11 protein-coding genes and 4 pseudogenes are annotated in these 15,635 nt (G+C 39.0%); 9 read left to right on the forward strand and 6 right to left on the reverse strand.

From position 1 onward, the window contains the following. The first annotated feature begins 101 nt into the window (after positions 1–101). Positions 102–1,178, forward strand: coding sequence for a homoserine O-acetyltransferase MetX (locus HMPREF2813_RS06085; RefSeq protein WP_005659627.1), 1,077 nt, complete (start codon positions 102–104; stop codon positions 1,176–1,178). 54 nt (positions 1,179–1,232) lie between these two features. Here the strand turns inward: HMPREF2813_RS06085 and gyrA are convergent, their stop codons facing one another. The 3 genes from gyrA to HMPREF2813_RS06100 all read right to left on the reverse strand — a co-directional run bounded on the left by gyrA (position 1,233) and on the right by HMPREF2813_RS06100 (position 6,736). Next, the gene (gene gyrA / locus HMPREF2813_RS06090) at positions 1,233–3,881 is read right to left on the reverse strand and encodes a DNA topoisomerase (ATP-hydrolyzing) subunit A (protein WP_014550707.1); all 2,649 of its coding nucleotides are present in this window, start codon (positions 3,879–3,881) and stop codon (positions 1,233–1,235) included. Between the two features lie 573 nt (positions 3,882–4,454). Next, entirely contained in the window at positions 4,455–6,218 is a 1,764-nt protein-coding gene (gene ycaO / locus HMPREF2813_RS06095; RefSeq protein WP_048946890.1) for a 30S ribosomal protein S12 methylthiotransferase accessory factor YcaO, read from the reverse strand. Between the two features lie 131 nt (positions 6,219–6,349). Next, the gene (locus HMPREF2813_RS06100) at positions 6,350–6,736 is read right to left on the reverse strand and encodes a hypothetical protein (RefSeq protein ID WP_014550709.1); all 387 of its coding nucleotides are present in this window, start codon (positions 6,734–6,736) and stop codon (positions 6,350–6,352) included. Between the two features lie 62 nt (positions 6,737–6,798). Between HMPREF2813_RS06100 and HMPREF2813_RS09885 the strand changes: the two are divergent. From HMPREF2813_RS09885 to gloB, 4 genes and pseudogenes are all read left to right on the forward strand, one after another. Beyond that, positions 6,799–6,945 (forward strand): annotated as a pseudogene (locus tag HMPREF2813_RS09885) (iron chelate uptake ABC transporter family permease subunit); the annotation flags it as partial. Beyond that, on the forward strand, positions 6,945–7,709 hold the full coding sequence (locus tag HMPREF2813_RS06110) for an ABC transporter ATP-binding protein (RefSeq protein ID WP_014550710.1): 765 nt from the start codon (positions 6,945–6,947) through the stop codon (positions 7,707–7,709). The pseudogene HMPREF2813_RS09885 and the gene HMPREF2813_RS06110, both read left to right, overlap by 1 nt. Then, positions 7,706–8,512, forward strand: a complete 807-nt coding sequence (locus HMPREF2813_RS06115; RefSeq protein ID WP_014550711.1) for a class I SAM-dependent DNA methyltransferase — start codon at positions 7,706–7,708, stop codon at positions 8,510–8,512. Before HMPREF2813_RS06110 ends, HMPREF2813_RS06115 begins: the two co-directional genes overlap by 4 nt. A 51-nt stretch (positions 8,513–8,563) precedes the next feature. Next, on the forward strand, positions 8,564–9,265 hold the full coding sequence (gene gloB / locus HMPREF2813_RS06120; protein ID WP_014550712.1) for a hydroxyacylglutathione hydrolase: 702 nt from the start codon (positions 8,564–8,566) through the stop codon (positions 9,263–9,265). Positions 9,266–9,314: 49 nt separating this feature from the next. On the opposite strand, the gene tehB is transcribed toward gloB, so the two are convergent. Beyond that, positions 9,315–10,175 (reverse strand): SAM-dependent methyltransferase TehB, encoded by an 861-nt coding sequence (gene tehB, locus HMPREF2813_RS06125; RefSeq protein ID WP_014550713.1) that lies wholly within the window; start codon positions 10,173–10,175, stop codon positions 9,315–9,317. Between the two features lie 112 nt (positions 10,176–10,287). Next, positions 10,288–12,336 (reverse strand): methionine--tRNA ligase, encoded by a 2,049-nt coding sequence (gene metG / locus HMPREF2813_RS06130; protein WP_014550714.1) that lies wholly within the window; start codon positions 12,334–12,336, stop codon positions 10,288–10,290. 150 nt (positions 12,337–12,486) lie between these two features. Here metG and apbC point away from each other — a divergent pair, with 150 nt between their 5' ends. Then, complete coding sequence (gene apbC / locus HMPREF2813_RS06135) at positions 12,487–13,599, forward strand: iron-sulfur cluster carrier protein ApbC (RefSeq protein ID WP_014550715.1); 1,113 nt, start codon at positions 12,487–12,489, stop codon at positions 13,597–13,599. Positions 13,600–13,645: 46 nt separating this feature from the next. Here the strand turns inward: apbC and HMPREF2813_RS06140 are convergent. Beyond that, positions 13,646–14,307 (reverse strand): annotated as a pseudogene (locus HMPREF2813_RS06140) (NAD(P)H-dependent oxidoreductase). A 113-nt stretch (positions 14,308–14,420) separates the two neighbouring features. Here HMPREF2813_RS06140 and HMPREF2813_RS06145 point away from each other — a divergent pair. The 3 genes and pseudogenes from HMPREF2813_RS06145 to HMPREF2813_RS10150 form a co-directional block, all read left to right on the forward strand. Then, complete coding sequence (locus HMPREF2813_RS06145) at positions 14,421–15,095, forward strand: 5-acetyl neuraminic acid cytidyl-transferase (RefSeq protein ID WP_041174621.1); 675 nt, start codon at positions 14,421–14,423, stop codon at positions 15,093–15,095. A 71-nt stretch (positions 15,096–15,166) separates the two neighbouring features. Continuing rightward, positions 15,167–15,437 (forward strand): annotated as a pseudogene (locus tag HMPREF2813_RS10145) (helix-turn-helix domain-containing protein); the annotation flags it as partial. Positions 15,438–15,454: 17 nt separating this feature from the next. After that, a pseudogene (locus HMPREF2813_RS10150) lies at positions 15,455–15,635 on the forward strand (hypothetical protein); the annotation flags it as partial.

The following is a 15,635-nucleotide window of genomic DNA, read 5'->3' on the forward strand; positions in this document are numbered from 1 at the left end:
ATGTGCGATAATTTAGCCGTTTAGACGGCTAAAATTTCTTGACAAGCTAATCGACTTACTGATAGTTTAAACGCCATTCTGATTATTACGATAGGTTTTCAATGTCTGTGCAAAATGTAGTGCTTTTTGACACACAGCCTTTAACTCTGATGCTTGGCGGCAAACTTTCCTATATTAATGTCGCGTATCAAACTTATGGCACGCTCAATGATGAGAAAAATAATGCGGTATTAATTTGCCACGCTTTGACTGGCGATGCTGAGCCTTATTTCGATGATGGTCGCGATGGTTGGTGGCAGAATTTTATGGGAGCAGGTTTGGCATTGGATACGGATCGTTATTTTTTTATTAGCTCGAACGTATTAGGTGGTTGCAAGGGAACAACTGGGCCTTCATCAATTAATCCGCAAACGGGTAAACCTTATGGTAGCCAATTTCCTAATATCGTTGTGCAAGATATTGTCAAAGTACAAAAAGCCTTGCTTGATCATCTTGGCGTTAGCCATTTAAAAGCGATTATTGGTGGATCTTTTGGCGGCATGCAAGCGAATCAATGGGCGATTGATTATCCTGATTTTATGGATAATATCGTAAATCTTTGTTCATCCATTTATTTTAGTGCTGAAGCCATAGGTTTTAATCACGTAATGCGTCAAGCGGTAATTAATGATCCTAATTTTAACGGCGGCGATTATTACGAGGGTACACCGCCAGATCAAGGGTTATCTATTGCACGTATGCTAGGTATGCTGACTTACCGCACCGATTTACAACTAGCCAAAGCCTTTGGGCGTGCCACAAAATCAGATGGCAGTTTTTGGGGCGATTACTTTCAAGTTGAATCCTACCTTTCTTATCAAGGCAAAAAATTTTTAGAACGTTTTGATGCCAATAGTTATTTGCATTTGTTACGTGCGTTGGATATGTATGATCCCAGTTTGGGGTATGACAATGTTAAAGAAGCATTGTCACGCATTAAAGCACGCTATACATTGGTTTCAGTGACAACGGATCAACTTTTTAAACCCATTGATCTTTATAAAAGTAAACAGCTTTTAGAGCAAAGTGGAGTCGATCTACATTTTTATGAATTCCCATCAGATTACGGACACGATGCGTTTTTAGTGGATTATGATCAGTTTGAAAAACGAATTAGAGATGGTTTGGCGGGTAATTAATTAGTCATAAAAAAGTGCGGTGAAATTTCACCGCACTTCTTCTTTTATAACCAGTTATTCTTTAGAACTGCTTTCTTCCAAAGAATCATCTTCATCTTCATCTGCATCACAAACACGCTCTAAACTTACTACGTGTTCATCATCTGCGGTACGAATTAAACGAACACCTTGCGTGTTACGCCCTACAATGCTCACTTCGCTTACGCGTGTGCGAACAAGCGTTCCTGCATCAGTGATCAACATAATTTGGTCTGTTTCTTCTACTTGAGTTGCGGCAACGACTTTACCATTGCGTTCACTCACTTTAATCGAAATCACACCTTTTGTATTACGTGATTTAGTTGGGTATTCACTTAATTGTGTGCGTTTTCCGTAGCCGTTTTGTGTTGCGGTTAAAATTTCCCCTTCACCTTTTGGCACAACAAGAGAAACCACTTTATCGATATTTAAGTCTAATGATGCTTCAGTGTTGTCATCAGAAATATCTTCAATTTCGACCGCACTTTCATCGTCAGAAATATCGTTTGTTAAAGCAAGTTTGATACCGCGAACACCTGTTGCTAAACGCCCCATTGCACGCACGGCATTTTCAGCAAAACGCACCACGCGACCTTGCGATGAGAACAACATAATTTCGTTGCTGCTATTAGTAATATCCACGCCGATTAATTCATCTTCGTCACGTAAATTCAATGCGATGATACCGTTTGAACGTGGACGGCTAAATTCGGTTAAGGCGATTTTCTTCACAATACCGCCAGCAGTTGCCATGACCACGAATTTATCTTCTTCGTAAGCAGAAACTGGCAAGATTGCAGTAATACGTTCGTTTTCTTGTAACGGAAGAATATTCACAATTGGACGCCCGCGTGCACCACGGCTTGCTTGTGGAAGTTGATATACTTTCAACCAATATAAACGACCACGGCTAGAGAAGCAGAGGATGGTATCGTGAGTATTTGCTACCAGTAATTTTTCGATGAAATCTTCTTCTTTCATCTTCGTTGCAGATTTGCCTTTACCGCCACGGCGTTGTGCTTCATAGTCAGTCAGTGGTTGGTATTTCACATAACCTTCGTGAGAAAGCGTCACAACCACGTCTTCTTGTGCGATTAAATCTTCTAAATCAATATCGCCAGAAGCAGCGGTAATTTCAGTTAAACGATCATCACCAAATTGTGCTTTTACTTCTTCCAATTCTTCACGAATTACTTCCATTAAACGTTCTGCGCTACTTAAAATATGAAGAAGATCCGCAATTTTAACTAATAATTCTTCATATTCTTTTATAACTTCTTCAAACGCAATGCCCGTTAAACGGTGTAAACGAAGTTCTAGAATTGCGTTTACTTGCGCTGGCGATAAGTAATATTGTTCGCCTTGAATACCAAGATTTTCTTCTAACTCATCAGGACGAGCGGAAACATCAAGAAGATTAATAATATCGCTATGTAACGTCCAAGAGCGTGAACTGATTGCTGTTGCGGCTTCTTCACGGTTTTTAGAGTTGCGAATAATTGCAATCATTTCATCGATATTAGAACGAGCAACCGCTAAACCTTCCAAAATATGCGTACGTTCACGTGCTTTGCGAAGCTCAAAGATAGAACGACGTGTAACCACTTCACGGCGGTGTAAAACAAAGGCTTCAATAATTTCTTTAAGATTAAATAAACGTGGCTGACCGTGATCCAATGCCACCATATTGATACCAAAGGTCACTTGCATTTGAGTGAGTGAGTAAAGATGGTTTAATACCACTTCCCCCACTGCATCACGTTTAATATCAATTTCAATACGGATCCCTTCTTTGTTTGAAAGGTCAGTAATATTGCTGATGCCTTCGATTTTTTTCTCGCGAATTAATTCGGCAATTTTCTCGACTAATTTTGCTTTATTTACTTGGTATGGCAATTCAGACACGATAATTTGCTCGCGTCCTTTTTCGTTGGTTTCTACCGTTGCACGAGCACGAACATACACTTTACCACGACCAGCGCGATAGGCTTCTTCAATCCCTTTACGACCATTAATTAACGCAGCAGTCGGGAAGTCAGGCCCTGGAATATGTTGCATTAATTCATCAATAGTAATTTCATTGTTGTCGATATACGCCAAACAACCATTTAATACTTCATTTAAGTTGTGAGGGGGAATGTTAGTTGCCATCCCCACAGCAATACCAGAAGAACCATTTGCTAAAAGCGCTGGAATACGAGTCGGCAATACATCTGGAATCATTAATTCGCCATCATAGTTTGGCGAGAAATTGACGGTTTTTTTATCCAAATCAGTGAGCAATGCTTGCGTGATTTTTTGCATACGCACTTCGGTATAACGCATTGCAGCGGGTGCATCACCATCAATTGAACCAAAGTTACCTTGCCCATCAACCAACATATAGCGAAGTGAGAATGGTTGTGCCATACGAACGATGGTATCGTACACGGCTGAGTCACCATGCGGGTGATATTTACCGATTACATCACCCACAACACGCGCTGATTTTACGTATTTTTTATTGGCGGTATTGCCTTCGCGATCCATTGAGAATAGTACGCGGCGGTGAACAGGTTTTAAACCATCTCGAACGTCAGGTAATGCACGCCCAACGATAACAGACATCGCGTAGTCAAGGTAGGAAGATTTAAGTTCTTCTTCGATATTGACAGGGGTGATAGATGATTGGATTGAATCCGTCATTGGTATTCCTTTTTTGATCAAAAATTGTGGCGGATTATAGCATAAAGGTATGTTTTTTACATTAGGATTTCGCCTGATGGCGACCTACTTTTTCTTTGCTTTGCCAAAGAAAAAGTAGGCAAAAAGAAAGGCAACCCTGCTTTTCCTTATTCCCTTTGTTCCATTGAATTTGTTTCACGGAAATTTTCTAAACTCGCTGCGCTCAAACAGACGAAAATTTCCTACAAATTCAATTCCACAAAGGTGGAAAAGAAGGGAACCCAATTTGTTCTTTATCCGATTTAAAGTGCGGTCAAAACTCAAAATATTTTTTGTTCTTAAAATGAATTTAAAATTAACCGCACTTTTTAAATAATGCTCTGATAAATTCGGGGCCCCATATAAATCGCCTTTGCGACTTTCAATTTTTAGGCAATTTTCGTCTGTTTGAGCGCAGCGAGTTTAGAAAATTGCCGTTAAGAAAATTGAAATAAAGCAAAGATTAGCGATTTAATTGGGGCGTGTTTTCTTTGCCTACTTTCTTTTACACGAGTAAAAGAAAGTAGGTCGTCGTCAGGCGAAATCCTGACCTAATTATTTCCAATTTTCTTTTTTGGCTTTCTGCAACTTCCCATAAGCCTCCAGTAACGCCTGATGTTCCTTAAAGTTTTCCAAATTCTCATCACTTGCAGGAAGATTGTAGAACGGATTGCCACCTTCAGAGACAGCTGCCCAAGCTTGTTTAACTGTATCTTTACCATACATTTTCTCAAATACTGCACGATATTGTGCTGGGTCGCGATTTTGATCTAAATGTAATTCAATGACGGAAATTAATGTGCGGTAATAATTCACAGGTTCTGTAGTGAATACGGAGCTGTTCATATTCAGCGTCCAGTTTGCCCAATCTAATGCCTGTTCTAATTCACCCAATGCAAGGTGGAGCATTGATTTTAATTCCCCTACGCGTAAGGTTGTCCAGCCGCTATTTTTAGGTGCAACGATGCCGATAAATTCACGCATGCGAGTTGCATCGTCAATATCTTGGCCATCTAATTCTTCTAATAACTCTTGATAGGTTTCTGCATCGTGATGCCAGTTTGGTAAATCCAGTAAAATTTCGCGCCAATCCATTCCCATATTGTTATTGGCATAAATTAAATCGTCTGTAGGATAAATATCAGACATACCTGGCACAATAATACGGCACGCATAGACATCCAAATGGTTGTAATCCATTACGTAAACTTCTTTTTCATCGGTACGGAAAATTGCCATTAAATTATTGTATTCTTCCTGAGTTGTACCGCTGAAATCCCAATCAGCAAATTCATAATCAGGCGTTTCTTTGAATAAATCCCAAGAAATTAAACCGCTCGAATCAATAAAGTGGGTTTCTAAATTAGCGTGTTCAGCTACATCATCGTTATTGAAAGAGGGCGGTGAGAAAACATCTAAATCTTTCAAGCTACGACCCTGTAAAAGCTCCGTCACAGTACGTTCTAATGCCACTTGGAAATTTGGATGTGCACCAAAAGAGGCAAAGCAAGTACCGTTATTCGGATTGAGTAGCACAACGCAAATAACAGGGTATTTTCCGCCAAGTGAAGCATCAAATGCATAAATTGGGAAACCTTCTTCCTCTAATTTTGCAATAGAAGCTTGAATAGATGGATAGCGATCCATCACAGATTTTGGAATTTCTGGCAGGCTGATCGCTTCAGCGATAATTTTGTTTTTCACATAACGCTCAAAAACTTCTGACAAGCCTTGCACGCGTGCTTCAAATTTTGTATTGCCCGCAGACATCCCGTTTGAGACATAAAGGTTGGCAATAATACTTTGTGGAATGTAAACGGTTTGTTCGTCCGATTGACGAACATAAGGCATCGCCACGATCCCACGATCATAATTGCCAGACTGTAAATCGACTAATAATTCAGGCGTAAGCTCGGCATTAGGATCAAAATAATCCAATAAATAATTATCTAAAATGCCATTAGGCAGTAAAGCATCGTCTTCAATTGGGAACCATTTTTCATTGGGATAATGCACAAAATCGCCGTTTGCAATTTCTTGTCCTAAATAGAAATCGGCAAAGAAATAATTAGTGGAAAGACGCTCAAAATATTCACCAAGGGCAGAGGCTAACGCCGCTTTTTTACTTGCCCCTTTACCATTAGAAAAACACTGCGGACAGTCTTTATCGCGAATATGCACAGACCACACATTTGGCACAGGATTCAACCAAGATGCCTCTTCAATATTAAAACCAAGTGCGGTCAATTTTTGCTGAAATTTTGCAATACTATCTTCTAATGCGGCATCTTTGCCGAGAATAAAGGTTTGTTCTGTCATTTTTGTTCCTAAATGAGAAAAAAGTGCGGTGAATAATAGGGGAGTTTTAATGGCGGGGCAAGATTTTTTCGGCAAAAATAAACCCCGAAAAATTTCGGGGTTTTCTACCGCACTTTTAACGTATATTAGAGTTAGAGTAATGTTGGACTGAACCGTACTTTTAAGGCAATTGTAATTGCGGCGAAAATTTTTTCATCGTTGAGAGGAAAGTTTTCGCGTAAAGTGCGGTGGGAATCAGTTATGTTTATTTGAGCTTGTGATAATTCATTTAATAAAATCGGGAGAGAAAGATTAAGTTGCTCGGCGATTTGTTGAATAGAAAAATGTTCGAAAGTCATCATCAAGCGATCTAAATTGCAGTAAGAAGGCATGCGATTATGTGTGATGAGATCGGCAAATTGAGTGTTGATTTTTACCCATTTCTTCTTACGGCTATAAAAATGCAGTAACAAACCAAATACGGTAAATCCAGCAAAGATTAGGTAAATTGCTTGGTAACGAAAAACAAGCTGAAGCACAAGCTAAATATGCGGAAGAAACCCTTAAACAAGCTCGCGATTTTGCTAAACAACATCATAAAACAGCCTATTTGCTTGGTGCGTCTTTTTTATTACTTACTGATACGCTGGCTCGCACGATTGCACCGATTGAATTACCACTTGGTATTTTGACTTCTGCGTGTGGTGCACCATTTTTCCTTTATTTATTAGTGCTAGGGCAAAAATAATGTTACTCGAAACACAAAATCTTGCCATTGGCTATGAAGGAAAAACGCTTGTTCAACATATCCAATTTACCCTAGAGGAAAATCAAATTTGTTGTTTGCTTGGTGCAAATGGTGCAGGCAAAAGTACCTTTTTGAAAACTTTACTTGGTTTACAACCGCCTATTGGTGGTGATATTGTTTGGCAAGGAAAATCGCTTTCTGATTATTCACCAACAGAATTGGCTCGGCATATTGCTTATGTGCCACAAGCGCATTCCCATTTATTTCCTTTTTTAGTACAGGATATGGTGATGATGGGAAGAAGTGCTTTTTTGAAGTGGTATCAAACTCCGAAAAAATCTGATTTGGATTTAGCATTAATGGCATTGCAAGAGTTAGAAATTGCTCATCTTGCGCAACGTTATTATCATCAATTAAGTGGCGGCGAAAAACAGCTTGTGTTGATTGCCCGTGCGATTGCTCAACAAGCCAAACTTTTAATTATGGACGAACCGACATCTAGCCTTGATTTTGGTAATCAAATTCGAGTATTAGAAAAAATAAAACAACTGCAAAAGCAAAATATTGCGCTTATTATTAGCACGCATAATCCACAACAAGCGGCATTTTTAGGGGATAATATTGTTTTGCTTGATCAACAATTTGGCTTTCAACAAGGCGATAAAAAACATTTATTAACCTTAGAAAACTTGGCGAAAATTTACCGCACTTCGTCCGAACTTTTACATCAACATTTGAATAATTACATTGAAAAATCACTATGACTATTTACGACATCAATTTTGCTGAACTGTATCAACAACACTTAATCGCTCGTAATCATTACAACTTGCCTCCGACAAAATGGGATAAAAAAGCCGTGAAAATGGCAGAAAATTTGGTCGGCAAGCCTTCAGCATATAATCAGCAATTATTGCAAGCTATGAATGTGCAAACCGATGAAACAGTGTTGGATATTGGCTGTGGGCCTGGTACTTTTGCTGTACCGCTCGCACAACAAGGTTCAACGGTATATGCCTTAGATTATAGCAATGGAATGTTAGATTGCTTGGCGCAATTCAAACAGAAATTGGGGTTGCATCATCTCACGACACTTCATAAATCTTGGACGGATAATTGGGATGATGTGCCACAAGCTGATGTAGTGTTGGCATCTCATTCAACGTTGGTGGACGATTTGGACGATATGATCGAAAAACTCTGTGCCAAGGCGAAAAAACGTGTGTTTTTGACTTCTGTCACACAACGCCATTTCTTAGATGAGGGCGTATTTGAGGCGATTGGCCGTGAAGATATTGGTTTCCCCACTTATATTTATTTACTCAATCGGTTGTATCAAAAAGGCATTCAGGCAAATTTGAATTTTATTGAAACGGAATCGGGTTGTTTTCAAGGTGAAAGCTACGAGGATTTATTAGCCTCGGTGGAGTTTTCTTTAGGCGAGCTTTCCGAAAAAGAAAAACAAGGTTTGAAAGCCTTTTACGATCGTAAACAAGCCAATAACGAACCCATTTCTCACGGACAGAAAAAATGGGCGTTGATTTGGTGGAATGTGGATCGCATCTAATGTTTCAAGTGGAATCAATTTATTTTTCTATCACTAATTAAAGGGACGATTATGTTATTTGCTTTACCTGCGCTGAATGATAACTACATTTGGCTTTATCAACGAGAAAATCTGCCTCTTATTATTGTAGATTTGCCTGAAACGGACAAGCTGTTTACATGGCTAGATAAGCAAAACGTAACAGTTGAAGCGGTGTTGCTTACTCACGAACATGATGATCATACACAAGGTGTGTCGGCATTTAAAAAACGTTATCCAACAGTGCCGATTTATGGGCCGCAAGAATGTGAGAAAAAAGGTGCAACTCAAATTGTGAACGAAGGGAAGATCCTTACCACACATTATCAAATTGATGTCATTCCGACGGGTGGACACACTAAACAGCACGTTAGTTTTTTAGTGGATAATCATTTATTTTGTGGCGATGCGTTATTTTCTGCAGGTTGCGGACGTGTTTTCACAGGTAATTATGCGCAGATGTTTGAAGGTTTACAGCGTTTGAATGCATTGCCTGACGAGACGATTGTTTGCCCTGCTCACGAATATACCTTGGGAAATTTAGCATTTGCGGAAACTGTGCTGGTAGAAAAAAGTGCGGTAGAAAAACAACGTATTTTTGTTGAAACACAACGAGCTGAAAATAAACCTAGTTTGCCAACAACCTTAAAACTAGAGCGAGAAATTAATCCGTTTTTACAAGCAAAAACACTTGAAGAATTTACCGCACTTCGCAAAGCAAAAGATATGTTCTAAGTTATCTTTTTTATTGAGGCAAAGTGCGGTGATTTTTTAAATTAGCGGGTTATTTCTTTCTCGCTAACATCGTAGCAAATTTCATTTTAATGCGATTGCCGTTTTCATCGGTTTTATGTAATTCGCCCATATTTTCGTTATATTCTAAAAATTCCCAATCTTTGTAATATTCTTTCAATTCGTTTTCAGCAAAAGTGAAAGAGAACGGAAGTGGGCAAGGCACATCATCAGTGGAGATGGCGGCAACGATTAAGTTATACCCGCCAACATTGGTATGTTCTTGCATATTTTTAATGATTGACGGCACACGTTCACGATTTAAGAACATAAACACCACCGTTGAAACAATAAAATCATAGTTTTCTTGAATGTTGGCAGAGTTAATGTCGTAAAGTGCGGTAGAAATATTAAGGTTTTCTTTCTCTTTGGTTTCATTTAAAAAGGCAATGCTGTTTTCATTGTGATCCCAAGAGGTCACATCATAACCCAATAAACTTAAATAAAGTGAATTACGCCCTTGTCCACAACCTAAATCTAATACTTTACAAGGCGAGATAATTTTTGCTGCATCCACCACATCGCCGTGAGTGGCTGTCATGTTGTATTTTTTACTGAAGTAATCTTCTTTTTTGCAATAGAAACCTAGGGTACATTCTAAATCATCAGAAAGCGCTTCAACACGATGCCATGCTTGAGGTTCAACAAAAGGAATGTCGCTTTCTGGCGTAAAAATATGTTTGGCAATGATATCGCCATTTTCGGTTAGCTCATAAAATTTGAGCTTACCTTTTAATACAGTTAATTTTCCCCAAGTGCCGACTTTTGTGTTGTGCTTTTCTTGGAACATTTGTGGCAATTTGTCTTTTGTCCACACTGGCATTTGTTTATAGCAAATTAATTCGTTTTTCATAATATTCTCCAAACAGATAAATAGTTGAGTGTTATAGTAGGTTATAAGCCGCCTATTTTCAACAAGAAAATAAAAGGGCAACGTAATGTTGCCCTCATTTAGATTGAATTGATTATTTTACTTGCATGCCCGCAGTGACACCGCTATCGGCAGATAACAAGAATAAATCACTACCGCCAGTTCCTGCAGAGAGAATCATTCCTTCAGACATGCCGAATTTCATTTTACGTGGTGCAAGGTTTGCAACCATAATCACAAAACGGCCTTTTAATTCTTCAGGCTTATTGTAAGCCGCTTTAATGCCAGAGAAGATTTGACGAGTATGATCGCCAAGATCCAATTCAAAACGTAAAAGTTTATTAGATTCTGGCACCGCTTCGCATTTCAATACTTTTGCTACACGCATATCAAGTTTAGCAAAATCATCAATGGTGATGGTTTCAGCAATAGGTTTAACGGCAGAAAGTGCGGTTGGTTTTGCTTCAGTTTTTTCTGTGGCTTTATTGGCTGCGGCAAATAAGGCTTTGGTTTCTTCCACAACGGCATCAATTTGTTTTTTCTCTAAACGAGAGAATAAGGCTTTAAACGGTGCAAGGGTATGACCAAGCAATGGTTGATGAATATTATCCCAACGTAATTCAGCTTGTAAGAAGGCTTCTGCACGTTCTGCCAGTTTTGGAAGAACAGGTTTTAAGTAAGACATCAACACGTGGAAAAGCTCAATTCCCATTGAACATACGGCTTGCAATTCTGCCTCTTTGCCTTCTTCTTTTGCAATCACCCAAGGGGATTTTTCGTCAATATATTTATTGGCTTTGTCCGTTAATGCCATAATTTCACGAATGGCTTTATTGTATTCACGGCTTTCGTAATAAGCGGCGATTTGCTCGGCTTGAGCGGTAAATTCTGCAAATAATGATTCGTCTTCCAGTTTATCCGCAAGTTTGCCTTCAAAGCGTTTCGCAATAAAGCCCGCATTGCGTGAAGCTAAATTCACTAATTTATTTACAATATCTGTATTTACACGTTGTACGAAATCTTCAAGGTTAAAGTCTAAATCTTCAATGCGATCATTTAATTTTGCTGCATAGTAATAACGCAAACATTCAGGATCGATATGATTCAAATAAGTGCTGGCTTGAATGAATGTGCCGCGAGATTTTGACATCTTCGCCCCATCCACCGTGACATAGCCATGAGCGAACACATTAGTCGGTTTACGATAGCCGCTGCCTTCAAGCATTGCAGGCCAGAATAGACTGTGGAAATAAACGATATCTTTACCGATGAAATGATAAAGCTCTGCATCACTGCCTTCAACCCAAAATTCGTTGAAATCAATGCCTTCACGCTCACATAGATTTTTGAATGAAGCCATATAACCGATTGGCGCATCTAACCAAACATAAAAGAATTTATCTTTTGCGCCTGGAATTTCAAAACCGAAATAAGGCGCATCGCGTGAAATATCCCATTGTTGTAAACCGCTTTCAAACCATTCTTGCATTTTGTTGGCAATTTCAGATTGAAGTGAGCCAGAACGAGTCCATTCTTTTAACATGCCTTCAAATGCAGGCAAGTCAAAGAAAAAGTGTTCAGATTCTTTTACGATAGGTGTTGTGCCAGAAACAGCTGAACGAGGATTAATTAAATCCATTGGGCTATAAGTAGAAGCACACACTTCGCAGTTATCGCCATATTGATCTTCTGCTTTACATTTCGGGCAAGTGCCTTTCACAAAACGATCAGGCAAGAACATATTTTTTTCAGGGTCGAATAACTGAGAAATAACTTTACTCTTAATAAAGCCATTGGCTTTGAGTTTATTGTAAATTTCTGCAGTGAGCTGTTTGTTTTCTTCGCTGTGAGTGGAATGGTAGTTATCAAAACTAATATTAAAACCTGCAAAATCACGAATGTGATCGGCTTTTGCTTTAGCAATTAATTCTTCAGGTGTAATGCCAAGTTTATCAGCATTCAACATAATCGGCGTGCCGTGCGCATCGTCCGCACAGACAAAATGGATTTTATTGCCACGCATACGTTGAAAACGCACCCAAATATCCGCTTGGATATGTTCTAACATATGGCCTAAATGAATTGCCCCATTGGCATAAGGCAAGGCGCAAGTGACTAAAATTTTACGGGGTTGAGTTGTCATTTATTATTCTCTTTTTTAGCATACAAAAATTGTGCTTATCTTACTTTAAATAGGGGATTTTTTCTAGTTTGAAAAACTTTAACTTAACATACCGCACTTTCCGTGATTAAATATGTCCGACAAATTTACTCTACTAAACAGGAAGTTATTATGGCAACCTACTTTTCTGATAATTTGACTGCCGACCAGCAAAACCAAGTTCAGCAGATTATTCAAGAATTTCAGCATCCAACCCTGCAAAAGGATCTGATTGTGCTTAATACTTTGAAAAAAGTGGAAAAGGGAGGCGATACGTTACGTATTGAATTGAAATTGCCTTTTGCGTGGAATTCTGGTGCAGAACAGTTAAAACAAGCGGTTTCAGATGCGTTGTTGAAAGCAACAGATTGTAAATTAATTAAATGGGCGGTGGCTTATCAAATCGCCACACTTAAACGTGCAAATAATCAACCTGCTGTAAAAGGTGTGAAAAATATTATTGCTGTGAGTTCTGGTAAAGGCGGCGTAGGGAAATCATCGGTTTCTGTTAATCTAGCTTTAGCATTACAAGCACAAGGTGCACGTGTTGGGATTTTAGATGCGGATATTTATGGGCCTTCTATTCCACACATGTTAGGCGCAGCGAATCAACGTCCAACTTCGCCAGATAATCAACACATCACCCCAATTAAAGCACATGGTTTATCTGCAAATTCCATTGGCTTTTTAATGAATGAAGACAGCGCAACAATTTGGCGTGGCCCAATGGCGAGTAGTGCATTAAGCCAATTATTAAATGAAACCCTATGGGATAGTTTAGATTATCTTGTTATCGATATGCCTCCTGGCACTGGCGATATTCAACTTACCTTATCGCAACAAATCCCTGTGACTGGCGCAGTGGTTGTGACAACTCCACAAGATATTGCTCTGCTTGACGCAGTAAAAGGTATTTCAATGTTTGAGCGAGTATCCGTACCAGTGTTAGGCATTGTGGAAAATATGTCGATGCATATTTGTAGTAAGTGCGGTCACCACGAAGCGATTTTTGGCACAGGCGGTGCAGAGAAAATGGTGGAAAAATACAATGTGAAAGTATTAGCCCAACTTCCTTTACACATTCGTATCCGTGAAGATTTAGATGCAGGCAATCCAACTGTTGTGCGAGTGCCTGAAAATGAAATTTCACAATCGTTCCTACAACTTGCCGAAAAAGTCTCTACAGAACTTTACTGGCAAGGTTCTGTAATCCCAAGTGAGATTTTATTTAAAGAAGTGAAATAATCAAAAAAGATAGGGCTGCATTTGCAGCCCTTTTTTAATGGGATTTTTACTCCACCCATCTCACTACTTCATCCAACGCTTTACGGGATTTTTTCGCAATATCACGTGAGCGGTAGCCAAAGGTTGCGGCGACAGAAACCGCATATTCTTTAGGATCGAATAATCCTTCTTCGGCGAGGCATTCATTCATTTTATCGTAATGAAAACCTTCAATTGGGCAAGAATCGATGCCAAGGGCGGCAGCGCCAGTGAGCATATTTGCAAGAGCGATATAAGTTTGTTTACTGCACCAATCAAATAAAGTGCGGTCGCTTTCGAGCAATTTCATATCTTCTTCTTGCAAGGCTTTGATTTTGCGAGAGCGGCTTGTTGTTGCTCTGCGTTCAAGCCTTTACGAACCATCACATCCTCAAAAAATGGACTGTCATAACGGGCATTTTTCTTCGCTAAAATCACCACAAGGTGACTGCAATTATCAAGCTGATTCATCATTCCCCAGCTAAAAGATTTCATTTTTTCGCGCAGGGTTTTATTTTGAATCACTAAAAACTTCCAAGGCTCGGAGCCTACAGAACTCGGCGATAATCGACCGCACTCTAAAATACATTCAAAATCTTCATCACTGATTTTTTTTGCGGGATCGTAATAACGTGTTGAACTGCGTTGATGAAAGAGTTCTAGAACTTGTTCACGAGTAAGTTGAGTCATTTTATTTCCTCTTTGTTAAACAAAAATGTGGTGCCATATTAAAGATTAGTTTTTGCTAAAACAAGGGAAAGATTCTAGAATGGTCAGCACTTTTATCACAGAGGGTGAAAATAATGATAAGAATTGCAATTATTCCTGCGAGAGCAGGTTCTAAAGGAATTAAAGACAAAAATTTACAGCTTGTGGGTGGTGTTTCTTTGGTGGGGCGTGCGATTTTGGCAGCGCAAGAATCGGGTATGTTTGATCAAATTGTCGTGACATCAGACGGCGAAAACATTTTAAAAGAAGCTACAAAATATGGTGCAAAAGCAGTGGCACGCCCTGAAAGTTTGGCACAAAGTGATACACGCACCATTGATGCTATTTTGCATTGCTTAGAAACTCTCAATATTTCACAAGGCACTGCCGCACTTTTGCAACCAACCAGCCCATTGCGTAATGCTTTAGATATTCGTAATGCAATGGAAATTTTCCTTGGTGGCAAATATAAATCGGTGGTTTCCGCTTGCGAATGTGAACATCATCCTTATAAATCCTTCACTTTAGAAGGCACCGAAGTTCAGCCTATTCACGAATTAACCGATTTTGAAGCCCCTCGCCAAAAATTACCGAAATCTTATCGTGCAAATGGCGCAATTTATATTAATGACATCCAAAGTCTCTTTGAAGAAAAACGCTTTTTTATTGCTCCCATGCGTTTTTATTTAATGCCAACCTATCGTTCCATTGATATTGATTCCACACTTGATTTGCAATTAGCCGAAAGTTTAATTTCAAAAGAATTCTAAAAAAATTGACCGCACTTTTGATCTGCACTCCAAAAGTTGGATTAAATAACCAACTAAGGTGCAGATTTTTTATGACCAAATACAATTTTTTTCAAGCAACAAGTCATCGAGTTTTATCTTCAAAATAGTAAAAATTGTTGATTCCCCTGCAGGCATTTTCAACTTGCCAGCAGAACATTGTGACATTGGATTAATCAATTTGATCATATTAGAATCAATGGCTTAGCGTTGCTGGGTAAGAAGTGAAATTACTCATCTGAATTTAAACTTAAGATGATACAATCGGTTAAAAGTAAGCAATTTTCTGCAGAACCCGCTTACTTACATTTTGGCACTGGAAATGGCTAGGGATTAAGAATACCGAGTTCAAGTGTGTGAAAGGCAAGCTCTATTTATCCCCTCATTAAAGAGTTATTTAACAATGAAATTATTGCTTATGATTTAGTGCGAAGCCCGAACTCTGAGCAAATTACCCAAATGATGAAACAAGCTGTAGCAAGGCTTGCAGGCGCAAAACCGATTTTACATTCCGACCAAGGT

Origin of the sequence: Haemophilus sp. HMSC066A11 (genome assembly GCF_001811665.1) — a bacterium.
In the GTDB taxonomy this organism is placed as follows: domain Bacteria; phylum Pseudomonadota; class Gammaproteobacteria; order Enterobacterales; family Pasteurellaceae; genus Haemophilus; species Haemophilus influenzae.